This is a genomic window from Rhizobium ecuadorense (assembly GCF_001187535.1).
Taxonomy (GTDB): domain Bacteria; phylum Pseudomonadota; class Alphaproteobacteria; order Rhizobiales; family Rhizobiaceae; genus Rhizobium; species Rhizobium ecuadorense.
Genome location: NZ_LFIO01001480.1, coordinates 29,544 through 53,798 on the forward strand (window position 1 = coordinate 29,544; position 24,255 = coordinate 53,798).

Annotated in this window: 21 protein-coding genes; 7 read left to right on the plus strand and 14 right to left on the minus strand. The window is 63.4% G+C overall.

Features of this window, described 5'->3' with window-relative positions; translation table 11 throughout:
* Positions 1 to 130: 130 nt before the first annotated feature.
* A complete protein-coding gene (locus AF337_RS30835) occupies positions 131 to 2,914 on the minus strand; it encodes a bifunctional diguanylate cyclase/phosphodiesterase (RefSeq protein ID WP_049735145.1) in 2,784 nt (927 codons plus the stop codon).
* A gap of 552 nt (positions 2,915 to 3,466) precedes the next feature.
* Between AF337_RS30835 and AF337_RS46140 the strand changes: the two genes are divergently transcribed.
* Positions 3,467 to 3,595, plus strand: coding sequence for a hypothetical protein (locus AF337_RS46140; protein WP_280138877.1), 129 nt, complete (start codon positions 3,467 to 3,469; stop codon positions 3,593 to 3,595).
* On the plus strand, positions 3,577 to 4,272 hold the full coding sequence (locus AF337_RS30840; RefSeq protein WP_082336892.1) for a class I SAM-dependent methyltransferase: 696 nt from the start codon (positions 3,577 to 3,579) through the stop codon (positions 4,270 to 4,272). The genes AF337_RS46140 and AF337_RS30840 overlap by 19 nt, the downstream gene beginning before the upstream one ends.
* A 187-nt stretch (positions 4,273 to 4,459) precedes the next feature.
* Here AF337_RS30840 and AF337_RS30845 read toward each other — a convergent pair whose 3' ends face one another.
* Both AF337_RS30845 and AF337_RS30850 read right to left on the minus strand, forming a co-directional pair.
* On the minus strand, positions 4,460 to 4,960 hold the full coding sequence (locus tag AF337_RS30845) for a GFA family protein (RefSeq protein WP_049735146.1): 501 nt from the start codon (positions 4,958 to 4,960) through the stop codon (positions 4,460 to 4,462).
* Between the two features lie 134 nt (positions 4,961 to 5,094).
* Positions 5,095 to 5,991 (minus strand): LysR family transcriptional regulator, encoded by an 897-nt coding sequence (locus AF337_RS30850; RefSeq protein ID WP_049735147.1) that lies wholly within the window; start codon positions 5,989 to 5,991, stop codon positions 5,095 to 5,097.
* A 230-nt stretch (positions 5,992 to 6,221) separates the two neighbouring features.
* Between AF337_RS30850 and AF337_RS30855 the strand changes: the two genes are divergently transcribed.
* Positions 6,222 to 7,418, plus strand: a complete 1,197-nt coding sequence (locus AF337_RS30855) for an MFS transporter (RefSeq protein ID WP_049735148.1) — start codon at positions 6,222 to 6,224, stop codon at positions 7,416 to 7,418.
* Between the two features lie 274 nt (positions 7,419 to 7,692).
* Here the strand turns inward: AF337_RS30855 and AF337_RS30860 are convergent, their stop codons facing one another.
* From AF337_RS30860 to AF337_RS30880, 5 genes are all read right to left on the minus strand, one after another.
* Entirely contained in the window at positions 7,693 to 9,825 is a 2,133-nt protein-coding gene (locus AF337_RS30860; protein ID WP_049735149.1) for a beta-galactosidase, read from the minus strand.
* A 13-nt stretch (positions 9,826 to 9,838) separates the two neighbouring features.
* Positions 9,839 to 10,984 carry an ABC transporter ATP-binding protein gene (locus tag AF337_RS30865; RefSeq protein ID WP_049735150.1) on the minus strand — a complete coding sequence of 382 codons (1,146 nt, stop codon included), beginning with the start codon at positions 10,982 to 10,984 and terminating at the stop codon, positions 9,839 to 9,841.
* A gap of 37 nt (positions 10,985 to 11,021) precedes the next feature.
* Positions 11,022 to 11,873 carry a carbohydrate ABC transporter permease gene (locus AF337_RS30870; protein ID WP_049735151.1) on the minus strand — a complete coding sequence of 284 codons (852 nt, stop codon included), beginning with the start codon at positions 11,871 to 11,873 and terminating at the stop codon, positions 11,022 to 11,024.
* A complete protein-coding gene (locus tag AF337_RS30875) occupies positions 11,873 to 12,757 on the minus strand; it encodes a carbohydrate ABC transporter permease (protein ID WP_049735152.1) in 885 nt (294 codons plus the stop codon). Before AF337_RS30875 ends, AF337_RS30870 begins: the two co-directional genes overlap by 1 nt.
* Positions 12,758 to 12,957: 200 nt before the next feature.
* Positions 12,958 to 14,232: an ABC transporter substrate-binding protein gene (locus tag AF337_RS30880; RefSeq protein ID WP_049735153.1), complete on the minus strand. Its 1,275-nt coding sequence runs from the start codon at positions 14,230 to 14,232 to the stop codon at positions 12,958 to 12,960.
* A 193-nt stretch (positions 14,233 to 14,425) separates the two neighbouring features.
* Here AF337_RS30880 and AF337_RS30885 point away from each other — a divergent pair, with 193 nt between their 5' ends.
* Both AF337_RS30885 and AF337_RS30890 read left to right on the plus strand, forming a co-directional pair.
* Positions 14,426 to 15,637 carry an ROK family protein gene (locus AF337_RS30885; RefSeq protein WP_049735154.1) on the plus strand — a complete coding sequence of 404 codons (1,212 nt, stop codon included), beginning with the start codon at positions 14,426 to 14,428 and terminating at the stop codon, positions 15,635 to 15,637.
* 179 nt (positions 15,638 to 15,816) lie between these two features.
* A complete protein-coding gene (locus AF337_RS30890) occupies positions 15,817 to 16,203 on the plus strand; it encodes a cupin domain-containing protein (protein ID WP_049735155.1) in 387 nt (128 codons plus the stop codon).
* A gap of 83 nt (positions 16,204 to 16,286) precedes the next feature.
* On the opposite strand, the gene AF337_RS30895 is transcribed toward AF337_RS30890, so the two are convergent.
* Positions 16,287 to 16,736 carry a DUF4168 domain-containing protein gene (locus AF337_RS30895; protein ID WP_049735156.1) on the minus strand — a complete coding sequence of 150 codons (450 nt, stop codon included), beginning with the start codon at positions 16,734 to 16,736 and terminating at the stop codon, positions 16,287 to 16,289.
* 301 nt (positions 16,737 to 17,037) lie between these two features.
* Here AF337_RS30895 and AF337_RS30900 point away from each other — a divergent pair, with 301 nt between their 5' ends.
* Positions 17,038 to 17,373, plus strand: a complete 336-nt coding sequence (locus tag AF337_RS30900) for an antibiotic biosynthesis monooxygenase family protein (protein ID WP_049735157.1) — start codon at positions 17,038 to 17,040, stop codon at positions 17,371 to 17,373.
* A 54-nt stretch (positions 17,374 to 17,427) separates the two neighbouring features.
* On the opposite strand, the gene AF337_RS30905 is transcribed toward AF337_RS30900, so the two are convergent.
* The gene (locus AF337_RS30905; protein ID WP_049735158.1) at positions 17,428 to 18,291 is read right to left on the minus strand and encodes a DMT family transporter; all 864 of its coding nucleotides are present in this window, start codon (positions 18,289 to 18,291) and stop codon (positions 17,428 to 17,430) included.
* A 90-nt stretch (positions 18,292 to 18,381) separates the two neighbouring features.
* Here AF337_RS30905 and AF337_RS30910 point away from each other — a divergent pair, with 90 nt between their 5' ends.
* Positions 18,382 to 19,794, plus strand: coding sequence for an aminotransferase-like domain-containing protein (locus AF337_RS30910; protein ID WP_049735159.1), 1,413 nt, complete (start codon positions 18,382 to 18,384; stop codon positions 19,792 to 19,794).
* A 150-nt stretch (positions 19,795 to 19,944) separates the two neighbouring features.
* Here AF337_RS30910 and AF337_RS30915 read toward each other — a convergent pair whose 3' ends face one another.
* The 4 genes from AF337_RS30915 to AF337_RS30930 all read right to left on the minus strand — a co-directional run bounded on the left by AF337_RS30915 (position 19,945) and on the right by AF337_RS30930 (position 24,190).
* On the minus strand, positions 19,945 to 20,346 hold the full coding sequence (locus AF337_RS30915; RefSeq protein ID WP_049735160.1) for a response regulator: 402 nt from the start codon (positions 20,344 to 20,346) through the stop codon (positions 19,945 to 19,947).
* A 10-nt stretch (positions 20,347 to 20,356) separates the two neighbouring features.
* Positions 20,357 to 22,102 (minus strand): sensor histidine kinase, encoded by a 1,746-nt coding sequence (locus AF337_RS30920; RefSeq protein WP_244471346.1) that lies wholly within the window; start codon positions 22,100 to 22,102, stop codon positions 20,357 to 20,359.
* 190 nt (positions 22,103 to 22,292) lie between these two features.
* Positions 22,293 to 22,925 carry a Vgb family protein gene (locus AF337_RS30925; protein WP_049735161.1) on the minus strand — a complete coding sequence of 211 codons (633 nt, stop codon included), beginning with the start codon at positions 22,923 to 22,925 and terminating at the stop codon, positions 22,293 to 22,295.
* A gap of 44 nt (positions 22,926 to 22,969) precedes the next feature.
* Positions 22,970 to 24,190 carry a hypothetical protein gene (locus AF337_RS30930; protein WP_049735162.1) on the minus strand — a complete coding sequence of 407 codons (1,221 nt, stop codon included), beginning with the start codon at positions 24,188 to 24,190 and terminating at the stop codon, positions 22,970 to 22,972.
* Positions 24,191 to 24,255 lie beyond the last annotated feature (65 nt).

Sequence of the window (24,255 nt, forward strand, 5' to 3'; positions counted from 1 at the left end):
ATCGGTAGGGATGCCCCTCATCCACCTGCCGGCACCGACCGGAGTCGAGCCACCGGCCTCGACTCCGGTCGGGTTAGGGTAACGGGCAGCCACCTGACGCGCCGTCCGGCGCGCAAGGCGGGGTCGCGCCTCAGGCCGCCTTCTCGACCGCCGGCTCGCCCATCGCCTGCGGCTTGCCGAGTAGATAGCCCTGCGCCTCGTCGCATTGTTCTTCAGAGAGCGTATCCAACTGCGCCTGCGTTTCCACGCCTTCCGCCAGCACCGGCACCTCCAGGCTGCGGCCGAGCGCCAGGATGGCGCGGACGATGGCCTTCGACTGCGGGCTGGTCTCGACCTCGGCCATGAAGCTCTTGTCGAGCTTGATCTTGTCGAAGGGGAAGGAACGCAGCGTCTCCAGCGACGAATAACCGGTGCCGAAATCGTCGATGGCGATCGAGACGCCGAGCCCCTTGATCTCCCGCATCGTCCGCAAGGCCTTGTCCTTGTCGACGATGATCGAGCTTTCGGTGATCTCGATTTCGAGACGCCGCGGGTTCAGGCCGGTTTCCGCAAGGATCTCTGAGATGACGGCCGCCATATCGGCATGGCCGAGCTGGATCGGCGACAGATTGACGGCGATCTTGTGGCTGTTGTTCCAGCTCGCCGCCTCCCGGCAGGCTTCTCTCAGCACCCATTCGCCGATCGGCAGGATCGCGCCACATTCCTCGGCAAGGCCGATGAAATCCATCGGCGGGATGTTGCCGCGTTCGTGATGGCGCCAGCGCAGCAGAACCTCGTAGCCGGTGATCTCGCCGGTGCGCACCGATTTCTGCACCTGATAGTGCAGATGCAGCTGGGTGCGGTCGATCGAGGCCCAGAGATCCTTGGCGAGCGCGCGGCGGCGGCGCGCATGCTCGTCCATGGCAGCCTCGTAGAAGCAGACCTTCTGCAGCAGGGAATGCTTGGCGCGGTACATGGCAAGGTCGGCATTGGCGAGCAGCCCGTCGACGCTTGCCGCGTCGCTCGGATAGATCGCAACGCCGAGGCTGGCGCCGGTCTTGATCTCGAAGCCATCGATGGCGACCGTCCCGGTGAGAGCGCTTTCCAGCCGCGCGATGAAATCGTGCAACGCGCTCAACTCGTCGAAGCGCTTGGTCGCGGCAAACTCGTCCCCGCCGAAGCGGGCGATGAACTCGCCCTCCTGCCGCGCCTCGTCGAGACGCCGCGCCAGTTCGACCAGCACCTTGTCACCCGTGCCGTGGCCGTGCTGGTCGTTGATCTCCTTGAACTTGTCGAGATCGATGCCGATGACGGCGACATTGCCCCTCACCCGGTCGGCGATCATCATTTCCTCCGAGACGCTGTCGCCGAACTGCAGCCGGTTCGGCATGCCGGTCAGGCCATCATGCTTGGCAAGGAAGGCCACCTGCTCCTCGGATTTCAGGCGATCGGTGATGTCTTCGAAGGTAACGACCCAGCCGCCATTGGCGAGCATGTTGACATTCTGCTGAATGCATATGCCGCTCGGATATTTGTGAACCGCGCTGCCGGCGCCCGATCTGATCAGCGCCATGTTCCTGAGATAATGCGCCTCGGCCTGCGTGGCCGCCTCGGCCGCGTCCTCCGCATGGGCGGCATAGCCGACGTCGACAATCTCACGGTAGCCCATGCCGGGTCGCACCGAGCCCTCAGGAAATTTGAAGATCTCGAGATAGCGCTTGTTGCAGAGCAACAGGCGCTCATTCCTATCGAACATGCAGATGCCCTGCCCGATATTTTCCAGCGCGACGTCGAGATTGCGGGTGACCTCCTCGATCCGATCGGCATCCGCCTTCTGCTTGCTGTTGTCCTTGGTGATCTTGGCATAGCCGATCAGTTCGCCGGTCTCGTCATAGATCGGGTCGATGACGACATGGGCCCAGAAGGAGGAGCCGTCCTTGCGGTAGCGCCACCCTTGCGCTTCGAACTTGCCCTCGCTGCGCGCAGTCTGAAGCGCCCGCTGCGGCAGGCCGTTTCGGCGGTCTTCCGCAGAATAGAACAGCGAGAAATCCTTACCGACGATCTCATCGGCGCGATAGCCCTTGGCGCGCTCGGCGCCGGCATTCCAGTTGCTGACCTTGCCATCCGGATCGAGCATGTAGATCGCGTAGTCGGTCACCCCCTGCACCAGCAGCTTGAAGTTGCGCTCCGCCCCGGCGGTTTTGGCCTGCGAGCGCACGGCGAAGATGGCGGCCGCAAAACCCGCCGCCAGCAGCGAAAAGGTGACGGCGGCGATCGTGACTGCCATCAGCGCCGGCGAAAGCAGCATGGCGGGATCAAGCACGGTGATCCCGGGAGTGACCGTCACCCCCGCCGTTGCGGTGAAATGCAGGGCGACGACGCCTGATGTCAGCAGAACCGTCGGCACCAGCCGGCCGAACGTCGACCGGCCGCTTCTGTCGGCACATCGAAAAGCAGCGATGGAAAAGGCGACGCCGAGAGCAATCGAGGCCGTCACGTAGCCCACGTCCCACGAAATCTCACCGGGGAATTCGATAGCCAGCATGCCGCTGAAATGCATCAGACCGATGCCGGCGCCGAAAAACACGCCGGCCAGCATATTTGCCACCCACCTGCCATAGGCAATCTTGGCCGCGACCGCCACCGTCGTCGCCACGATCGCCACCAGCAGCGAGACCAGCGTCAAGCCGGCATGATACCCGACGACGACACCGGGGTCATAGGCCAGCATGGCGATGAAATGTGTGGCCCAGATGCCAAAACCGCCCGCCGCCCCCGCCGTCACCAGCCACACCCACCGAACCGCGCCCTCGGACAATGTCGCCCGATTGAGCAGAACGAGCGCGCAATGGCTGGCGAGAAAGCAGATCAGACCGGCAAGCCCGACCAGCGTGAGATCATGCTGCTCGGTGATGCATGTCAGAACGGTAAACATGGAACAGGCCCTCGATTTGAGGGGGCACGCTAATCAGCGGTCGCTTAAGGAAGGTTGAAATGGGTGGGGTGTGGGGGTGGGAAATGAGGTGGTTCGGGCGGGTTAGTCAGGGCGTTGTGGGATTAGGGTTTATGGTGGGTATTTGGGTATGGTGAATGGATTAGTGAGATGGGCATCGAGGTGGTCATGAGTAATGTCGTTTGAGGTTCTCACCACGGGTGACAGCAAGACCGATCGTTCGCGGCAAAGCCTCCAAGAGAGCCTCATCCTGAGGTGCCCCGCAGGGCCTCGAAGGACGAGGCGGGCGCTCGGCGGCAGATGGACGCAACACGCAGCGTTGCGGCGTGCTTCGAGGCTCTCTCGGGCTTCGCACCTCAGCATGAGGGATGTTGGAGGGTGCCGCGCTGTCGTCGCGGCGCAAGTAGACCTGTCGTGACCGCCTCTCACCTGGGTCGCAGCAAGACCAATCGCTGGCAGCTTTGCGCCAGATTGCGGACATTGCGTCGACTGATCTACAGTCATCAAACCCGCCACTATAAGACGGACCAATGGATGACGGAAACGATCACCATCGACAGCAACGCACGGCAACTGCACGCCAAGGCCTGGGCCGAAGAGTACGAATTGATCGACCGCAGCTTTCTCCTCTTGGCTTACGAGCTATGGAGGAATTGCGCTTAGGTTCTGCGGAAGCCGTGATCGACGTCGGTTGCGGGACGGGTCAAACGCTCTTGCAGTTGGCGGAGCGGGTCGGTCGGCAGGGAGTGATCGTCGGCGTAGATATTGCAGAACAGCTTCTGAGGATCGCCGGTCAGCGTACGAGCGGACTTGAATGCGTACGGTTGATTGAAGCTGATGCTGAGCTGCTGGATTTGCCATCCGGCAGCGTGGATGCGATTTTCTCACGTTTCGGCGTGATGTCATTCGGTGATCCCGATGCCGCCTTCTCCAATTTCCATCGTTTGTTGAAGCCAGAGGGCAGGCTGGCATTCTGTTGTTGGCGGCCCCTTCGAGACAATGAACTGGACAGATTCCCATTACATTCGGCGGGATTTCAATCGCCAGCCGACGAAACCCCGTTCAGCTTTTCAGACGCCGACTATGTCCGCACCGTTCTTGCGTCTGCGGGATTCAAGGATATCGCAATTACGCCTTACGACGAGGCGGTTACGAGCGGTGATGTTGTTGCGATGACGCGCGTGCTGCTGAGCGTCGGCCCGCTTGGCAAAATCGCTCGCGAAAACGTATCGATCAAGTCTGCGGTCGAACCGAAATTGCGAGAAGCCCTCGCCGGTCTTGGCGATCCGTCCAGAGTGGAATTGGTCGCCTCGGTGTGGATCGTAACAGCGAGGGCATGAAAGCCGGTTGGCGGGTGCCGACGCCGGATGGAGGCAAGGAGCGGCGTTGGAGCGTGTCCTTCGAGGCTCCGCCCTTTCGGGCTGCGCGCCTCAGGATGAGGGAGGTTGGAGGATACCGCGCCCACCAACGGGGCGGTTGCGATGGCGTGGTTTTGCTTCCGCCTGCTGTTGTACCGCCGCAATGGACTCAGCCGTCACGTCCCCTCACCGCCCATGCGCCGGTATCGTGATCGGGGTGCTGGTTGTTGCTCTCCTTGATTGCCGCAGCCCAGTCGGCGCCGTTGGTTTCGGTCGCGCCGGTATTTTCTATGCCCGTGATCGTATCGAACCATGCCACCATGTTCTCGGTGCAGGTATTGGCATGCGGCGGGAAGGCGTTGGGATCGTCGAGCGAGCCGATCATCAGGTTGGTGCGGCCGTTTTCGAGGTGGTGGAAAAACAAGGGCGTGCCGCAATTGGTGCAGAAGCCGCGCGCGACAAGCTCCGAACTCTTCCAGATGCCAGGCTTGCCGCGTGTCCAGGTGAGCGCATCATCGGGTGCGGCGACGAGCGCGGCAAAGAGGTTGCCCGAGGCTTTCTGGCACATGCGGCAATGGCAGAGATGCGAATTGTCGAACATCGCGGTTGCGCGGTAGCGCACGGCACCGCACTGGCAGCCGCCGCTCACCTCCATCTCGATGCGTTTCATGTTTCTCCTCCTTCGAGAGGTGGGTTGGGCTTCATCTCTTTTAGGTTGTTGTTTTTTGATCGTCCAGCTCCCCAGAGGGCCTCATCCTGAAGCGCCCGGCAGGGGCCTCGAAGGACGAGGCGGGTGCTCCGGCATCAGGGATTTCTCTGTCGAAGCGCATCGGCGATGACTGAGAAGGCCGGGAGGTTTTGGCGGCGGCTGGGATAGTAGAGGTAATAGCCGGCGAATTTGGGGGTCCAGTCGTCGAGGAAGAGTTGGAGGCGCCGTTCGGCAATGTGGGTTTCGACGTAGCTCTCCGGGACGAAGGCGATGCCGTAGCCTTGGAGGGCAGCGTGGACCATTTCGCGATCGGTGTTGAAGGTGAGCTGTCCTTCCACCCTCACCCGGACCTCCTCGCTGTTCTTTTCGAATTCCCAGGCGTAGAGGCCGCCGATCCTGTCGAGACGCCTGTTGATGCAATTGTGCTGCATCAGCTCCTGCGGCATCGTCGGCACCGGTCGGCTCTTGAAATAATCCGGGGACGCGACGGCCACCAGGCGCCAGTCCGGCCCGATCCGCACCGCGACCATGTCCTTCTCCAGGCTTTCGCCGAGGCGCACGCCGGCATCGAAGCCGTCTTCGACGATGTTGCGGAAGCTGTTGTCGACGCTGAGCTCCAACTTGATGTCAGGATATTCGCCGAGGACGGGGGCGAGCTTCGGCCAGACCACGCTTTCCATCGCGTGGTTCGAAAGGGTAATCCTGACGGTGCCGGCCGGTTTGTCGCGATAGGCCATCAATGCCGCGATATCGGCTTCGATTTCGGAAATGCGCGGCGCAAGCGATTGCCGCAGACGCTCGCCGGCCTCCGTCGTCGCCACGCTGCGCGTCGTGCGCGTAAGAAGCCGCAGCCCCATGCGCGCTTCGAGCTCCTTGACGGCGTAGCTGAGCGTCGATTGCGCGACGCCCAATTTCGCCGCGGCCCGGGTGAAGCTGCGCTCTTCCGCGACCGCCAGGAAAAGCAGCAGTTCGTTGAAATTCTCGCGTGCCACGGGCGATATCTCCAGTCATTCCGATCCAGCCTCATTAATAGCCGATTTCGATAAGTCCATGCAAATTGCAACGGCTAATCCGATCTATCGAAGGGTGCTATCTGTCTCCCGCAACAATGAGGCGGGCATTCCGCGCGATTCGCCTTCCGGTTCACCGAGGGAATGGCGACGCCGGCTTGGTTCGGCCGTCGCCCGTTTCCACGCACAGCCCCTTTTGAGGTGAAAGCCCGATGGACACGATCCACGACATGAGAATGCAAACCAGGACGACGCCGTGGAGCGCCGTCATCTGCATGATGCTGACCTCCTTCGTGCTCGTCGCGTCGGAATTCATGCCGGTGAGCCTGCTGACGCCGATCGCCGACGAACTGGCGAGCACCGCAGGCCAGGCGGGCCAGGCGATCTCGATCTCGGGCTTCTTCGCCGTCATCACCGCCTTGTTCAGCAATGTGGTCTTCGCGCGCTTCGACCGGCGCCGGGTGATCCTCTCCTATACCGTCGTGCTGGTGGCATCGGGCCTGGCGGTCACCTTTGCCCCGAACTATCTGGTGTTCATGATCGGCCGCGCCCTCATCGGCGTGTCGATCGGCGGCTACTGGTCGCTCGCGACGGCGATCATCGCCCGCCTCGCCGCCGGTCCCGACGTGCCGAAGGCGCTTGCCATGCTTCAAGGCGGCAGTGCGCTTGCCGCCGTGATCGCCGCACCGCTCGGCAGTTTTCTCGGCGGTCTCGTGGGATGGCGCGGCGCCTTCTTCGTCGTCGTGCCGATCGGCATCGTCGCCTTCATCTGGCAGGCGATCGCCCTGCCGCGGATGCCGGGCGGCAAGAGCGCGTCGCTCCGCAGGACCTTCAGCCTGATGAGCAATCGCACCTTCGCCCTCGGCATGACGGCGATGATCCTGTTCTTCATCGGGCAGTTCGCGCTCTCGACCTATCTCAGGCCGTTTCTCGAAGACATCACCCATCTCGGCGTCAACACGCTCTCGCTGGTGCTGCTCGGCATCGGCCTTGCCGGCCTCGCCGCAACCTCGCTGATCCCCGCCATCCTACGCGCGCATATGGCGCATGTGCTGATCGGCTTTCCGGCGGTGCTGGTGACGGTCGCCCTGGCGCTTACCGGCCTCGGTCCCTTCGCCCTGGCGACGGCCGGCCTGCTGCTTCTCTGGGGCCTGCTGACAACGCCGATGCCGGCCGCCTGGACGACCTGGATGACCCGGACGATCCCGCACCATCTGGAGGAAGGCGGCGCCTGGTTCGTCGCCCTCATCCAGTTTGCCATCACTTCAGGCGCATTTGCCGGCGGGTTGTTGTTCGATCATGTCGGCTGGTGGAGCCCGTTCGTGTTGAGCGCTGTGGCGATGGCGGGGTCGGCGGTGACTGCGGTCGGTGTGACGCGGGGGTTGAGGCGGCAGGTGGTGGCGGCTTGAAGCACGTCGCGATGAAAGCATGTTGGCCGTCGGTAAAGCCCGGCAACGGCCAACGTTATGCCGAGTCCTGCCCCTCATCCGGCTGCCGCCACCTTCTCCCCGTAAACGGGGCGAAGGGGATTTGCCGCGACCTCTCCGCCCCTCGCCAACCTCTCGCAGGGCACGTCCCCTCGCCCCGTTTTTACGGGGGTCCGAAGGACGGGTCGAGACCAGTGGCTCGACCCCGGCAAGGGTTAGGGTGAGGGGCAGTTTTCGGGCTCGCTGAGCCTTAGCCTCACCCTTCTAACTCCACAATCGCACAGCCATAACCGCCAAGCTCCAGCGTGCCCCTCACCGGCTTCTCCCCATCCAGCAGATCCCGCCCGGCCGGCACGCCGCCGATCGACGTCGGCTGGTCGGTATAGTTCTGCACAAACAGCAGCCGCCGCGCGTCGTTCATCCGCATCGTCACCTCCACACCTTCAGGCAACCCGCCGACCAGCGGTTCGATGCCGGCCTGGGGGAAGAGGCGTTCGGTGAGCGCCTCGGTCAGTTCAGGCGTGAGATAGGTGCCGAGATAGACCACCTGCCCCTTGCCGACCATGCGGGAAGTTGCCATCGCCTGTCCCTCGGCATAGCGGTTGGACCAGGCGGCGATCACTTCGACATCGCTGTCGATGGTCAGGTTTTCGTAGAAATGGCCGGCGGTGATTTCGCGGTTGCCGACCTTGAAACGGCGCTGGCGGCGCTGGGATTCGGCCGGTTTGTTCGGCGGGATGACGAGGCCGCCGGAGCGCTCCATGACGTCGAACAGGCCGTTGGCGCCCGGCGCTGTCAGACGGCCGAAATCCTCGACGCGTACGCCCGTCAGCTTCGACAGTGCTGTGCCCGGCGCGGTCTCGCGGATGACGTGATTATCCTCGTTGCGGGTGCCGGTGCGGGCGCCGATGACGACGGTGCCGCCTGCTTCAGCGAAGGCTTCGAGCCTGGCCGTCCATTCGTCCTTCCACATCACCCAATGCGGGACATAGAAGAGCTTCAGCTTCGAGAGATCGTCCTCGGGATGGATGAAGCCGCAGGCGATGCCGCGGTCATAACAATATTGATGCATGAGGATCGCATCGTCCTGCGGGCTCGGCAGGCCGATCGGATAGGTCTTGTGGGCTTCCTGATTGTCGAAATCGGAGCCGGCGATGCCGACATCCATGCGCACATAGGTGCCGAGGATTTTCGGCTGCAGCGCGATCATCTCGGTCGCGAAGCGCTTGGCCTCCTCATAACGGTGGCGGCCGATATCGTCATGGTCGATGATGCCCATCCAATAGATCTCGGCGCCGAAATGGGCCGGGCGCCAGCGGAAGAACATCAGGCCGTCGGCACCGTGGGCGACCGAGGAAAGCGCCATGCGCCGCAGTTCCCCCGGCTCCGGCGTCAGCGTGCAGAAGCCCGGCTGGCTGCCGAAGCCCGACTGCTGCTCGGGCACGATGTAATTGCCGGAGAAGCCGCGGCAGATATCGAGATGCAGCGCCTGCACCTTGGCGTGGTTGCCGAGCCGCATGAACTCGTCATAGAGCATGGGATAGATGTCATAGCCGACGAAATCGAGATCCTTGCTGAACTGGCCGCGGAAATCGATATCCCTCAAGCCCCCGAGATTGTGGAAGACGAACCAGGAAGGTTTGACCGCGCGCAGGATCTCCACCTGGTCGTGCTGGAAGCGCGCGGTGGAGAAGGCGAGGAAGCGGTGATAATCCTGCAGGTGGCCGGGGCTCGGGAAGGTCGGGCCGAACTCGATCGGCAGCACCACCTGATCGAAACCGTCATAGGCGGTCGCCCAGAAATCGCCGCCCCAGGCGCGGTTGAGCTTGCTGATTTCGCCGTAGGTGTCGGCAAGGTAAGTCTGGAATTCGCTGAGCGTCGCCTGGGAAAAGCTCTCCGGCATGCTGGTGTTCAGCTCATTGTCGGTCTGCCATCCCACAACATGCGGATTGCCGCGATAATGCTCGGCCATCGCCCGGGTGATGCGCTTGCTGTGCTCGCGAAACACCGGGCTTGCCGTATCGCAATGCTGGCGTGAGCCGTGGCTCATCGGCCGGCCCTTGCCGTCGACCCTTAAAATTTCAGGGTGGGCCGCGGTCAGCCAGCGCGGCGGCGTCGCCGTCGGCGTGCAGAGGATCGTATCGATGCCGTGGCGCGCGAGGATTGATATGGCGCGGTCGAACAGATCGAAATCGAAGGTGCCGAGCTTCGGCTCGAGAATGTGCCAGGCGAATTCGGCCATGCGCACCACATTGAAGCCGGCCTTGGCCATGCGCTCGGCATCGCGCTCCCAATAGCTTTCATCGACATGCTCGGGATAATGCGGCGCGCCGACCAGGAAGCGGTCGGTCTTGACGGGGTTCCATACGGAGAGGGTCTTGTCGGACACGGGATGGTCTTTCCTATCTGTCGAGAATGGTCTTGCGGGCGCTGATCGTGCGGCCGCCATCTGGGGAAAAGAGATAGAGTTCGCGGGCGTCGAGCGTCAGCGCCACCTTCTGCCCGGCGGCAAAGGGCGCGACGTAGCTGAGCTGCACGGTGATGTTGCCGGTGCCGCTTTCCGAGGCGATGGTCTGGAGATTGCCGGCATCGACATAGAGAATGGTTTCGCGGCCGAGATGCTCGACGAGCCGCACCTCCCCCTCGATCGCCCCGCCCTGCCCGCCGTCGGCGACCATCGATATGTTCTCCGGGCGAACACCGAGCGTCAGGCCGGCGCCCTTGGCGAGCGTCGTCGGCTCGGCCAATTCCACCGTCACCGGCACGAGGCCGGGCGCCGAGACGGTGATGTGGCGGCCGGAGACCTCGTCGATGGTGACGCCGAGGAAATTCATTCGGGGCGCGCCGAGAAAGCCGGCAACGAAGAGATTGTCGGGATTGCGGTAGAGTTCCAGCGGCGAGCCGACCTGCTCGATGATCCCCTGGTTGAGGACGACGATGCGGCTTGCCATGGTCATCGCCTCCACCTGATCGTGGGTGACATAGACCATGGTGGCGCCGAGTGCGGCATGCAGGCTGCTGAGTTCGACGCGCATCTGGGTTCTGAGCGCCGCATCGAGGTTCGACAGCGGCTCGTCGAACAGGAAAACTTCAGGCGAGCGGGTGATCGCCCGGCCGATCGCCACACGCTGGCGCTGGCCGCCGGAAAGCTGCTTCGGCCGCTTATCCAACTGATCGGTGATCCGCAGGATCTTGGCGGCGCGCGCCACGGCCGCGTCGATCTCTGCCTTCGGGCGCTTGGCCATGCGCAGGCCGAAGCCCATATTCTCCGCCACCGTCATATGCGGATAAAGCGCATAGGACTGGAAGACCATGGCGATGCCGCGATCGCCCGGCTCCTCGCGGCTGACGTCGCGGCCATTGATCAGGATCTGGCCGGACGAGATCGTCTCCAGGCCGGCGATCGACTTCAGAAGCGTGGACTTGCCGCAGCCCGACGGGCCGACCATGACGATGAACTCGCCTTGCGCGACGGAAAGGTCGATGCCGCGCAGCGCATGATAGCTGCCGTAATTCTTGTTGATCTCACGCAGTTCGAGACTGGTCATGTCCTGGCCCTCTCTTGTTGAAATAAAAGATGCGCGTTCATCCCTTCACCGCCCCCATGGTCAGGCCGGCGATGAAGTGCCGCTGCATCAGGAAGAACATCACGACGGGCGGCACGGCGACGACGATCGTGCCCGCGGAGATGAGGTTCCAGGCCGAGACCCATTCGCCGCGCAGATTGGCAAGGCCTGCCGTCACCGGCTTGACGCTGTCGCTGACGGTCAGCACCACGGCCCAGAAATAATCGTTCCAGATGAAGGTGAAGATCAGGATGGCGAGGGCGGCGAGCGCCGGCCGCACCAGCGGGATCGCCACATGCACCAGCGTCTGGAACGGAGAGGCGCCTTCGGCGCGGGCCGCCTGGAACAGCTCGTCCGGGAGGGCTGCGATGAAATTGCGCATGAACAGCGTCGCAAAGCCGGTCTGGAAGGCGACGTGGAAGATGATCAGCGCCGCCGTCGTGTCGATCAGGTCGAGCCGCACCATCAGATCGCGCACCGGGATCATCATGATCTGATGCGGCAGGAAATTGCCGCCGACGAACAGCGCGAAGATCAGCATGTTGCCGCGAAAGCGGTAGCGCGACAGCACGTAGCCGGCGAGCGTCGAGAGAACAAGCACGCCGATCACCGAGGGAATGGTAATGATCAGGCTGTTGAGGAAATAGCGGGCCATCGGCGTCTGGGTGAAGACCGCGGTATAATTGTCGATGACGCCGATGCCGGTCGGCCAGCCCCACAGATTGCCGCCCATGACATCCTCGGTCGAGCGGAAGGAGGTGAGAACGATGGCAAACAGCGGGCAGAGCCACAGCAGCAGCACGATGACGACGGCAAGCACATAAAGACGGCGCTGCCAGACTGCGGTCTCGGGAATGGGACGAGGATACATCAGCCTCCCCTCTCTTCGGTTCGGATGATGCGGCTGAGATACCAGACGATGAAGACGGCCATGATCACGAACAGCACCGAGGCGATCGCCGCGCCATAACCGAAGCGGTAGGAGAAGATCGACTGCTCGAACATCTGGTAGGCGAGGACCGAGGACGAGCCGAACGGCCCGCCCGAGGTCATCACCGACACCATGTCGAAGGAGCGGAGCGCCCCGACGACGGTGACGGCAATGGCGATGAAGGTGACCTGCGTCAGCTGCGGCAGCACGATGTGCCACAGCATGTTCCAGCCGCGCGCCCCATCGACCCGGCCGGCACCGATCAGCTCTTCGCTCAGATTGTTGAGGCCGGCGAGATAGAGCACCATGCAGAAGGTGACCTGCGGCCACAGCGCTGCGATGACGATGGCGAAGGTGACGAAATGCTCATCGGACAGCACCGCCGGCGCCACCGCCCCGAACGCCTTGAAGATCAGCGCGAGCAGGCCGAATTCCGGCGTATAGACCCAGGTGAAGACGACGCCGACGGTCACCGAAGCGAGCACCAGCGGAATGAAGAACAGCGACTTCAGGAAGCGCATGCCGCGGATTTTCTGGTTGACCAGCAGCGCGATGGCAAGCCCGATCGGCGGCGCCGCCATGAACATGACGAGCCAGATCAGATTGTTCTTCAGCGACACGTAGAATTGCGGATCGTTGTAGAGCTCGACGTAATTGCCGAGGCCGATCCACACCATCGGGCCGAAGCCGTCCCACTCGTGCAGGCTGATCCAGACGCTGCGGACCGCCGACAGCAGGATGACGGTGGAAAACAGCGCGATCGCAGGCGCGATGAGCAGAGTCGGGGTAAGCCACCACCGTTGGCGGCGCCATAATGTCTGCATGTTCAGGACCTCAATTACGACAGAGCAAGCGGCGAAGTCGGCCCCTCATCCGGCTGCCGCCACCTTCTCCCCGCTCGCGGGGCGAAGGGGACAAGCCGCGACCTCTCCGTCCCTCGCCGATGTCTCGCGGGGCAAGTCCCCTCTCCCCGCGAGCGGGGAGAGGGTTAGGGTGAGGGGCAAACGCCAAACACGTTCCGGACCTAGATCTTATAAATCCGCTTCCGCGTCCCCTCGAGCCGCGTCAGGATGGCCTTGCGCCGGTCGGGCTTGGCCATGAACTCCTGGAAGCCGACGAGGCCGGCCTGGGCCATGTCCGGATCGCTGTCGCGGTCGTAATATTGCGACGTGCCCTGCACCGTTTTCATCGTCTCCACGGCGACGTTGACGAGGTCGTCCTTGCTCGGCGGCAGGTCGTTGCGCGGCGGCACGTTGCCGCCGGGCTCCAGATAGGCGGCCAGGTTTTCCGGCCTGTAGAAATAGGCGAGGAAGTCGCGCGCGCCTTGCTTATTCTTGGCCTTGGCGGGAATGTGGATCGAATTGACCGAGAACTCTTCGAAATGGCCGACCTTGGGATCCAGCACCGGGAAGGTCGCATAGGCGAGCTGCGGCAGATCCTCGGCGGTGAAGGCCGAGCGCAGGAAGGCGCCGAGGTTCATCATGCCGGCCTTCTTCTGCGCCAGAAGGGCCGCAGCCTCCTGCCAGCCGAAGGAGGTGTGGTTCGGGGTGAAGAAGCCCTTCGATATCATCGCTTCCCACTGGTCGAAAACCGCCGTCAGCGACGGATCGAGATAGCTCATCTCGCCGTTCATCAGCGCCATATGCTTGTCGAGCCCGTTGATGCGCAGGTTCATCTGGTCGAACCAGCCGGCCGCCGGCCACAATTCCTTGGTGCCGATCGCAATCGGGGTCAGACCTGCGGCCTTGCACTTGTCGCCATAGGCCATGAACTCCTCGACCGTCTTCGGCACCGTCAGACCATGCTCTGCGAAGACGTCCTTGCGATAGAACATGCCCCAGAGCGTGCCGCCTGTCGGAAGGCCATACTGCTTGCCGTCTTCGGTGACGGCGCCGGCCGTCGCACCCAGCACGTCCTTGTATTTTTCCTTCTCGAACAGATCGGAGATATCGTCGAACAGGCCGCGCTTGACGAAGGCGCGCATGCGGTTGCCCGAAAACCAGGAGCAGACATCCGGGGCGCCGGCGACCAGATAATTGCGGATTGCCGTCTTGTGGGCCTCATGATCCATATTGTTGATGACGACGTTGACCCCGGCTTCCTTGCTGAAGCCGGCAGCGATTGCCTTCAGCGCGTCAAGCGCTGCCGCATTGTTTTCGGCCGAGATCATCGTGACTTCCTGCGCCTGCGCGATCGCCGGGATCGGGAAGCTGCCGGTCACGGCCGCGGCGGAGACCAGGCCCGCGCCCTTCAGAAAGCGCCTGCGGGTGGTCGACGGAAATTGCTTCAAAAATGCCATTGAATTCCTCCCAGTTGATCGATCGACATCGCCCGACCGCCGCCTCCCCATGAAACGTCCGACCCGGCTTCAACACTGCGATCCACCCGCGATTTCAGCGATAATCCCGCTTGGCTGAGTTGATCGGCGGCCGAACTTATGCATAGATTATTCCAGCCCGCAATAATTAATTTACAAAATTAAGGAATGCATCGTGAAGCTCAAAGGCGACCAGACCACGGCGAGAGCCATGAACCGACGCCTCATTCTCAACCTTCTCCGGCGCGAAGGGCCGCGGAGCCGTGCCGATATCGCCACGGTGATCGGTCTCAGCCCGGCCGCCGTCACCTTCGTCGTGGCCGACCTCTTGGAAGAAGGCATCGTCATCGAAGGCCAGGCCGTGCCCGGCCCCGCCGGCCGCCGGCCGATCCCGGTCGAGATCAATTACCAGCATGCGCTCGCCGTCGGGTTCAAGCTGATGGTGGATTCGGTGGAATGCGTGGCGACCGACCTTGCCACCAACCCGGTCGCCGCCATGCGGGTCGGCCTCACCGGCCACGATCCGAACGATGTCGCCGATCTCCTGGCCGGCACCGTGCCCGAGCTGGTGAAGCTCGCCGGCCGACCGGATGCCAGGCTCGCCGGCATCGGCATCTCCATGCCCGGCGTCATCAACCACGAGCAGACCGCCTGCGTGCGCAGCCACCGCTTCCAATGGGACAACGTGCCGCTGGCCTCGCTGCTGGCTGCCCGCGTCCACGTGCCGGTCTGGCTGGAGGACGACACCAATGCCTATGCGATCGCCCAGCAGCTCTTCGGCCTCGGCCGCCAGCACCGCAACATGGCGGTGCTCGCCGTCGGCGTCGGCATCAGCTGCGCCCTCGTCATCGACGGCAAGCTCTATCGCGGCGCCAATGGCGCTGCCGGCAAATTCGGCCACACGCTGTTCGAGGAAGGCGGCCGGCTCTGCGAATGCGGCAAACGCGGCTGCCTGATGGCCTATCACTCCGAACTGTCGATGCTGCGCCGCTGGCGCGAGGCGACCGGCCGCGATGAACTGGGATTGCCGGAACTCGGCGAAGCCCTCGCCTCAGGCGACGCGACCGCCACCGCCCTCGTCGCCGCTTCCGGCCGCGGCATCGGCACCGCACTCGCCAACCTCGTCAACATCACCGACCCCGAAGTCATCGTCGCCGGCGGCGAAGCCGTCTCCCTCGGCGACCATTTCCTGACGCCGCTGCGCCAGGCGCTCGCCGCCCGCACCTTCCGCACCGCTCCGCCGCTTTTGCCCGACTGGGAGGACAATTCCTGGGCCCGGGGTGCTGCCGCGCTCGTCACCCAGAAGATCTTCGACTTCGAATCCTCGGGCGGAGTGACGGATATTGCGACGCTGGGGAGTGTCCGAGGCTCGACGTCGGCGGCTTGAACGTGAAGCGCGTCGGTGGGATTGCCGTTGCCGGTCAAGTCGTGCCTGCAAGCCCCCGTGTTCTGGATACACTCGCTTACAAAAATGCAGGTTTCCAGACACATCCCAGGTTCAATCATCGACTGAAATACCGGTGCGGCCAACGAGCCGGCAATGGTCAATTCAGGAAGGATGACAAAATGAAAATGATCCAGGCTATGGCACTCGCCTTCGCTCTCGGCACCGCGGCGACAGCGCACGCAGAACAACCACTCCAGCGCACCGATCTCGTCAGGAACGATATCGACGTGCCCGGCCACGAGGCCGTTCAGGTGCGCGTCGATTTCGCCCCTGGCGTTCTCGCACCCAATCATTCACACCCCGGCGAAGAGATCGCCTTCGTGCTTCAGGGAACACTGGAATACCGGCTCGAAGGCAGGGAGCCGGTGACGCTCAAGGCCGGCCAATCCCTGTTCATTCCCTCCGGCGTAGTGCACTCGGCCAAGAACGTCGGCAACGGCAAGGCTTCGGAGCTGGCGACCTATATCGTGCGCAAGGGCGAGGCGCTGGTCGTGCCCGCCAAGTGAGGTTATGTCAGGATTGGGGCGGGCCGCGGGAAGCGTTCGCCGTGTGGATTTCCAGCCCGCCCGCCCTTCGTTTCGGTTTAAGCCTATTGCTGCGGTTGAGCCGGCGGCGGCGTGCCGATCTTTTCCAGCACCTTCTTGGCGAGAGCCGGGTCGCTCTGCGCGGCCGTCAGGATCGAGGAATATTCCTCGACGGAGATGCCGTTCGAGGCTTCGACGGTATCGACCATCTGCTTCTTGGCTTCTTCCTGCAGCTTTTGCTTGCCAGCCTCGTCCTTCGTCGCGCCGATTTTGGCCGAATATTCCTGCCTGACCTTGTCGACCTGCAGATAGGCAACGGCAAAAGCCTCGAGTTTCTGATCGCTGACGGCTGCGGGTGCCGCCGTGCCGCCGCTCTGGCCCTGCATCGGCGCCTGACCTTGTGCAGCTGGCTGCTGCTGCGCCTGGGCCATCTCCGCAGCCGATGCCGGGCTGAAAGCCAGCAGGCTGAAGACAGCAGCGGTCATCATTGCCAGGGATGTGTCACGAGTGATCATATTCGTTCCTTTTCACGTGCATGATTGATCGGCAGCAAAACCGCCTCGGTCGATCGCTCAGCCGCTCAAGGGCCGGCGAGGTCGCGACCATGGAGCCCTTAAGAGGGCACGGTGCGGCGGTAACGGGGCGATTTGCTGACGATTGAGCGGCGGCTTTGTGACGTAGGACTGGCCCGGCAGCGCCGATGCCGACGGCGCCCACCTCGCCTAAGGGTGGAATTATCGCCGCAGCGAGAGGCGAAGTTGTGCGAACCGTGCGGCGATCGTATGGTCCCATACTACGCCAAACGGAGGAGCCGAAATGCCCATCGCCGCTTTACCTGAACCGCCCTATTACATGGTCAGTTTTTCCTCTCAACGAACCAAGGTCGACGATGGCTACGGCGAGATGGGGTATGCGATGACGGAACTTGCAAAACTGCAGCCCGGATATCTCGGCTTCGAAAGCGCGCGCGGCGCAGACGGTTTCGGCATACTCATCTCCTATTGGAAGGATGAGGACAGCATTCGAGCCTGGAAATCAGTCGTCGACCATATCGAGGCGCAAAATCGTGGCCGGTCGGATTGGTACAGCCGCTACGAAATTCGCGTTGGGCTCGTCGAGCGAGCCTATGGCTTCAACATTCAAGAGGCGTGAGCAGGCTCGGTTAAGAAACTCTGCGACGGCCCCGTCCGTCAGGGGATTCTTTCCTTACCGCGCAAACCTCTTTGCACCGGCGACACACAGAATAACGGCAACCGTCACAGCCAGCATGCTCCATGTCACGGACTCATGCAGCAGGGTGGCAGCGAGCGCCAGGCCGAAGAACGGCTGAAGCAGCTGCAGCTGGCCGACGGCGGCGATGCCGCCCTGCGACAGGCCGCGATACCAGAAGATGAAGCCGATCAGCATGGAGAACAGCGAGACATAGGCAAGGCCGATCAGCGCCGGCGTTTCGATGCCGGAAAATGTCGCCGGCCGATGGAAAAACCCGACCGCGACCGTCAGCGGCAGCGACAGAACCAGCGCCCAGGAAATCACCTGCCAGCCGCCGAGCGTGCGCGAAAGCCGGCCGCCCTCGGCATAACCGAGGCCGCAGACGACGATCGCCGCCAGCATCAGCAGGTCACCGACCGGTGACGCCGTCAGGCCCTGCATCAATGCGAACCCCGCCACCAGCGCACTGCCGAGAACGGAGAAGAGCCAGAAGGCCGGCTTCGGCCGCTCGCCGCCGCGGATCACCCCGAAGATCGCCGTCGAGAGCGGCAGCAGGCCGATGAAGACGATGGAATGGGCCGAGGTGACGTGCTGCAGCGCCAACGCCGTCAGTAGCGGGAAACCGACCACGACGCCGAGGGCAACGACGGCAAGCGAGAGGATATCGCGCCGGCTCGGCCGCTTCTCTCTGAAAACGATCAGCAGCCCAAGCGCTAGAATGCCGGCAATCGCCGCGCGCGCAACGGTCAAGAAGACGGGATCGAACTGCATCACCGCCACGCGGGTGGCCGGCAGCGAGCCGCTGAAGATCACCACCCCCATAAAACCATTGATCCATCCCGATGCCATGCGGTCCATGATGCCTTGCACTCCATTATTGCCGTCCCTTTATCGGCCGACACGGATGGTCAGGACAGTGACAGTCTGATACGGTTTTGCAAAACTGTTATGGTGCAGAAAGCAATACGGATGAACGAAGCACGCACACGCGTGGAGACGGTCGTCGCGACGATCCGGCAGCGCATCGCCGGTCGCAGCTTGACGCCCGGCGCAAAGCTGCCCTCCGTGCGGGGGCTGGCGGCGACATTGAAGCTGTCGACCTCGACCGTGGTCGACGCTTATGAGCGCCTGGTCGCCGAAGGCGCGATCCTGGCAAGACCCGGCTCGGGATTCTACGTCGCCAACCAGGCCGCTCCCTTTGCCCTTGCCGAGACCGGACCGAAACTCGACCGCGCCGTCGATCCCTTCTGGATATCGCGGCAATCGCTGGAGGCCGGCGAGCGTGACCTGAAGCCCGGCTGCGGCTGGCTGCCGCCCTCCTGGCTGCCTGCGGAAGGCATGCGCCGCGGGCTGAGGACGCTTGCCCGCGCCGATGGGCCGGCGCTTGCCGACTACGGTTCGCCGCTCGGCCTGCCGCCGCTGCGCCAGCTGATTTCGCGGCGCATGGGCGAACGGGGGATCGAAGCCTCCCCAGACCAGATCATGCTGGCCGATTCCGGCACCCAGGCTATCGATCTGCTCTGCCGTTTCCTGCTGGAGCCCGGCGACACGGTGCTGGTCGACGACCCCTGCTATTTCAATTTTCACGCGCTCTTGCGCGCCCACCGGGCAAAGATCGTCGGCGTACCCTACACGCCGTCCGGCCCCGATATCGAGCTGTTTGCCCAAGTCGTCGCCGAACATCGGCCGCGGCTCTATATCACCAATTCCGCCATCCACAATCCGACGGGCGCAACGCTGTCCCCGGTGACCGCCCACCGGCTTCTGAAGCTTGCCGATCAGCACGATCTGACCATCATCGAGGACGACATCTTCGCCGATTTCGAATATGCGCCGGCGCCGCGCCTCGCCGCCTTCGATGGGCTCGAGCGGGTCATCCACATCGGCAGCTTCTCGAAAACCCTGTCGGCCTCGGCCCGCTGCGGTTTCGTCGCCGCCAAACCGGAATGGATCGAGGGCCTGAGCGATCTCAAGATCGCCACCTCCTTCGGCGGCGGCCGGTTGACGGCCGAACTGGTGCTGCACGTCTTGAGCGACGGCAGCTACCGCAAACACATGGAGATACTGAGACAGCGGCTCGCCCGGGCGATGGGCGAGGTCTCGGCTAGGCTGAAGGGCTTAGGGATCGTGCCCTGGCTGGAACCCCAGGCTGGCATGTTCCTCTGGTGCTTGCTGCCCGACGGCATCGATGCGGCTGATGTGGCGCGGGGCGCGCTGGAAAGGAAGATCGTGCTGGCCCCCGGCAACGCCTTCAGCCTGTCGCAAACGGCAACGAATTTCATGCGGTTCAATGTGTCGCAGACGCTGGATGCGCGGGTGTTCGAGGTGCTGGGGGATGTGTTGGGGAGGCAAGAGACATAGGAGCCCGGGCCAACTGCTGCCGGCGTTATTGACGGTGCGGCATCCTCCAACCTCCCTCATCCTGAGGCTCTCTTGAAGGCCGCAATCTCCCGAGATGCCCCATAGGATCTCTCGGGGGAGGCTCTGTTGAGCGCTGGCACTCGCCGCACCTCAAAACGACCGATTAACCGCCTTGTCGTTCTCCAGCCGCGTCACGCAGCCTTCGAGTTTGGCGAGCAGCAGGTCGAAGTCGAGCGGCTTGGTCAGGTAGTCCGCCGCCCCGGCGCGAAGGCCGGCGAGCGTGTTTTCCCGGTCGGTCAGCGCCGTCAGCAGGATGAAGGGGATGTTGGAGAGCTCAGGATGATTGATCTGAATTTCGGCCAGCAACTGGTGGCCGTCCATAACAGGCATCGAAATATCGCTGATGACGATGTCGGGCCATTTCGACAGGATCATCTCCAGCCCTTCGGCGCCGTTCGAAGCCTCGAGCGTCCTGTAGCCGGCTTCATTCAACTCTTCGACGAGGAGGTTCCGGATCTCGACTTCATCTTCTATGCACAGGACTGTAACCATAAGCTTTTCCCTAAGCTGCAATGTGTTGGTCTGCCAATAGAAACTCTATTGGCAGAAAAATGGTAAATGATGTGCCCTTGCCGAGTTCGCTCGTCACCTCGACGGTGCCGCCATGCAGTTCGACGACCTGCTTGACGACGTTGAGGCCGATCCCGGTTCCGGCAATGCCCGTGGCGCTGCGGGCGCGATAATAGGGCTGGAACAGTTTCGGCAGATCGTCCGCATCCATGCCGATGCCGCTGTCGGCGATCGAAATCTCCACCGTCTTTTCATCAACCCGGGCGCGAACATGGATATCAGGCGCATTGGGCGAATATTTGACGGCATTCGAAATCAGGTTGGTGAAGACCTGTTCCATCGCGCTGCGATCGAAGGTCAAACGCTCGGGTATGGGTTCGAGATCGAGATGGAACATATGCGAGCGGCTGAGCTGGCGCTGTCTGTCGCAGCACATCACCAGCAAGGCTTTCAGATCACCTTCGCTCCGCTTCAGCGTAATCTGTCCGGTTTCGAGCCGGCCGCTGGCGAGGATGCTCTCCATCAGATCGACCATCCGCACCACCGCGCTGCGGATCACGCCGGCCTTTTCGTGAACATAATCGCCGCTGACATTGGTGGTCGAGCGGCAGAGCCGCTGGGCGGCGGCGTCGATGATTGCGAGCGGCGTGCGAAACTCGTGCGATGCCATGGCGACGAACTGGCGCTGCAGCGCATTCACCTGGCGTTCGTGCGCCAGCAGCCGGTCGAGCTCCTCCCGCTGCCGTTCGATCTCGGCCGTGCGATCGGCCACCATCTCCTCAAGATGATTGCGGTGGTGGGTGAGCTCAGCCTGGCTGTCCAGCAGGATCAGCGAGGTGCGATGCAGACCGCGCCCGAGCCAGAAGACGACAGCGATCAGCAGCGCCAGGCAGCCAAGTCCCGCGGGCGCAATCTGTTGAAGCAGCATGAATCCGGGCAGGATCGGCGGCCATACGAGATAGCCGATCGTGCCGCCATCATGGGACAAGACCGGCACTTGGGCCCGCACGTCCTCACCTTTCGTCGGCGCAAAATGCAACCCTTCGAGCCGTGCATGATGGGCGATGCTTTCGGCGGCTTTTCCATCGATGAACTTGACCGAGACGGCGATGAACTCCTGGCCCGCCTCGACCTGCATTCTGGCCGAGCTCGGCAGAATGGGACGCACGCTGGCGATCGCCGGCCTGTCGCCGATCATGATCATGCGCACCGTCGCCAGTTGGCCAAGCGGTTTGGTGCCGGTCTTTTGAGGCTGATCGACAAGAACTGCGCGCATCTCTCCGGCGAGAGCGGTCATTTCCTGGCCGTCGTCGCTGCCAAGCCGCGGCGGCATGGCATCCGCCCCGTCGCGAAACGCAAACATCAGGCGATTGCTGTCGTCGAAGATATAGGTCCGGTCGTGCCCGAAATACCGGCTGGTCCACAGGCCGACATTGTCGAGCAGCCATTCATGGTTCCGCTGCTTGGCGTAGAGGAAGGCGTCGTCCCATTTGGCGACGCTTTCCTGTTCCCGGGGAAGCGCTGCGATCTGCTCTTCCAATCCTTGGGCGACAAAGTCTGCCTGCCGGCGCAGCGAGAGATCGTCGACCTTCACCGCGGCGAGCCAGGCAAATCCGCACAGCAACACAGCCGCAGCACTGGTGAGCGTCATCAACACGAATGTAATGTGGGATGTTAGCCTGACCTTCAATATCTGCAACCTTTTGACGGCGCCTACCGCCGAGAAATTGACACGCAAAGGTTGACGGACTGTGAATTATGCGCGCCCCTGAGGTCTGCGGCATGTCTATGCCTCCAAGAGAGCCTCATCCTGAGGCGCCCCGCAGGGGCCTCGAAGGACGAGGCGGGTGCTCCGACATCCAACCAATGCAAGGAGTAGCTTTGCGGTGTGCTTCGAGGCTCCACCCTCAGCCCCAATAGCGCCGCTCTCACCCCGGCCGGCGCACCGCGCGAATCTTGCCGCTGCCACCTCCACCGCAGAAGAAGCAGTCGCCGCCGTCGGATTCGAGGCCGGAGACGCCGGTGCCTTCGGGCATGTCGAGCCGCTCCAGCACCTCCCCTGTTTCGGGGTCGATGCGCCTGACGTCGCTGTCGTCGCCCTCCCAGGTGCCGTGCCAGAGCTGGCCGTCGACCCAGGTGACGCCTGTCACGACGCGGTTGGATTCGATGGTGCGCAGGATCGTGCCGCTTTCCGGGTCGATCTGATGGATCCTGCGGCCGCGGTGCTGGCCGACCCAGAGCGTGCCTTCGGCCCAGGCAAGGCCGGAATCGCCGCCATTGCCGGGCGCCGGAATAGTGGAAAGGATACGGCCGGTCTTCGGATCGATCTTGTGAATGACATCCTCGGCGATCTGATAGAGAAACTCGCCGTCGAAAGCCGTCCCGGCATGCGACGCGACCTCGATCGAGCGCACCACCTCGCCGCTTGCGGGATCGAGCGCGTTCAGTTTGTCGCCCGAGGCAAACCAGACATGCTCGCCGTCGAAGGTGACGCCGTTAACGCGCTCGGCGCCGGGAAAGGGTCCATATTCACGCAGGATATTCGCAGCCGATTTCTTCATCTTTTCCATCCCTGTTACCCAGGCTCCTTTTAACTCGTGCCATCCTAATCGCTCGGCAGCGGCCCGGGGAGTAACAAGATCGTCGGGAAACCAGGCAGCGGCGGGCTCATCCAGCGCCGTGCCCGCCCGCGCCCCAGCGATTGCACCTTGCCTTCTCCAGCCAGGGAATCCAGCGCCCGCTGTACTGTGCGCGGGCTGGCGGCAAGCGCGATCGCCAGCGCCGAACTCGACCACGCCTCCCCGTCGGCCAGAAACGCGAGCACCGCCCCGTGAGGACCTTCCACGAGCGGCGCCAGCACGGCAATCTCTAGTGCACCGCGCGGCGAAAGCGCAAAGCCGCGCTTCGTCGCCGAAACTTCCGCCAGCCCGAGCAGTTCGGCGCGCAGCCGGCCGATCTCGACCCGCAGCCGGGCGCGATGCGATTCATCGGCGTGTTTGCCGCGGAAGGCGCGGGCAATCAGCGTGCCCCTTGCCACATCCCCCGGCCAGGCTTCGGCCAGCGTGCGGGCAAGCGCAAACAGCACCGGACGCGTCGCCAGCGAGACGGCGGAGCCCAGGTTCCACACCACATGACGGCAGGCATCGACGACGAGCGTGCCGGAGGAAAGCAGCGCTTCCACCTCGGCCAGCAGCAGCGGCCGTTCCTGGCCGCACGACATCAGCCGCGCCGCGGGAGTGTCGAGCACCAGGGCGGCGGCTTCGACCTCCGCCGTCAAAGCCGGGATATCGGCCGCGCGCGCCGCAAGCCCTGCCCTGTCGAGCGCCAATCGCGCCGCCGAAGTCCGCAGGCGCCGGACGGCGATGCCAGCCGCCACCAGTTCGTGGGCAGCCCGCAGGGCCGGCGGCAGCGGCGTCGGATCGAGTGCTGCGAGCGCGCGTTCAGCCTCGTCGAGGCGGCCGATCAGCACCAGCCGGCGGATCGTGACATTGCCCGCATGGGCGGCATTGACCCTGTCGCCATGCGCTTCCAGCACCCTGCGCGCAGATTCCAACGCCTTCGGCGGCCAGATGAGATCGCGCGAAACGAGCGCGATCTCGGCCTCGGCGACCACGCAGCGCGCCCGCGCCACCGCCTCCCGCGGGCCAAAGGCGCGCGCCGCACTCTTCAAGAGCGCCTTGGCGCGGACGAGATCGCCGAGCTGGGCCATCGCGATACCGCGCAGCGCCAGCGCCGGCGCATCGTCGCGCAACGCCACCCGCTTCAGCGCGCCGAGTGCATCGCCCGTCGCCAGCGCCCGTGCCGCGGCTGTGATCAGCGAGTCCATTCAAATCCCGTCACACTTGTCACTCCCGCCATTTCCCTGCCCGGCCGTAATCTGCGTGAGACCGG

Bases quoted from the DNA above. Each gene is read 5' to 3' on its own strand.
- AF337_RS30835 (WP_049735145.1), bottom strand. From the start codon at position 2,914: ATGTTTACCGTTCTGACATGCATCACCGAGCAGCATGATCTCACGCTG.
- AF337_RS46140 (WP_280138877.1), top strand. From the start codon at position 3,467: ATGACGGAAACGATCACCATCGACAGCAACGCACGGCAACTGCACGCC.
- AF337_RS30840 (WP_082336892.1), top strand. From the start codon at position 3,577: ATGGAGGAATTGCGCTTAGGTTCTGCGGAAGCCGTGATCGACGTCGGT.
- AF337_RS30845 (WP_049735146.1), bottom strand. From the start codon at position 4,960: ATGAAACGCATCGAGATGGAGGTGAGCGGCGGCTGCCAGTGCGGTGCC.
- AF337_RS30855 (WP_049735148.1), top strand. From the start codon at position 6,222: ATGGACACGATCCACGACATGAGAATGCAAACCAGGACGACGCCGTGG.
- AF337_RS30865 (WP_049735150.1), bottom strand. From the start codon at position 10,984: ATGACCAGTCTCGAACTGCGTGAGATCAACAAGAATTACGGCAGCTAT.
- AF337_RS30870 (WP_049735151.1), bottom strand. From the start codon at position 11,873: ATGTATCCTCGTCCCATTCCCGAGACCGCAGTCTGGCAGCGCCGTCTT.
- AF337_RS30875 (WP_049735152.1), bottom strand. From the start codon at position 12,757: ATGCAGACATTATGGCGCCGCCAACGGTGGTGGCTTACCCCGACTCTG.
- AF337_RS30880 (WP_049735153.1), bottom strand. From the start codon at position 14,232: ATGGCATTTTTGAAGCAATTTCCGTCGACCACCCGCAGGCGCTTTCTG.
- AF337_RS30890 (WP_049735155.1), top strand. From the start codon at position 15,817: ATGAAAATGATCCAGGCTATGGCACTCGCCTTCGCTCTCGGCACCGCG.
- AF337_RS30895 (WP_049735156.1), bottom strand. From the start codon at position 16,736: ATGATCACTCGTGACACATCCCTGGCAATGATGACCGCTGCTGTCTTC.
- AF337_RS30900 (WP_049735157.1), top strand. From the start codon at position 17,038: ATGCCCATCGCCGCTTTACCTGAACCGCCCTATTACATGGTCAGTTTT.
- AF337_RS30905 (WP_049735158.1), bottom strand. From the start codon at position 18,291: ATGGACCGCATGGCATCGGGATGGATCAATGGTTTTATGGGGGTGGTG.
- AF337_RS30910 (WP_049735159.1), top strand. From the start codon at position 18,382: ATGGTGCAGAAAGCAATACGGATGAACGAAGCACGCACACGCGTGGAG.
- AF337_RS30915 (WP_049735160.1), bottom strand. From the start codon at position 20,346: ATGGTTACAGTCCTGTGCATAGAAGATGAAGTCGAGATCCGGAACCTC.
- AF337_RS30925 (WP_049735161.1), bottom strand. From the start codon at position 22,925: ATGAAGAAATCGGCTGCGAATATCCTGCGTGAATATGGACCCTTTCCC.
- AF337_RS30930 (WP_049735162.1), bottom strand. From the start codon at position 24,190: ATGGACTCGCTGATCACAGCCGCGGCACGGGCGCTGGCGACGGGCGAT.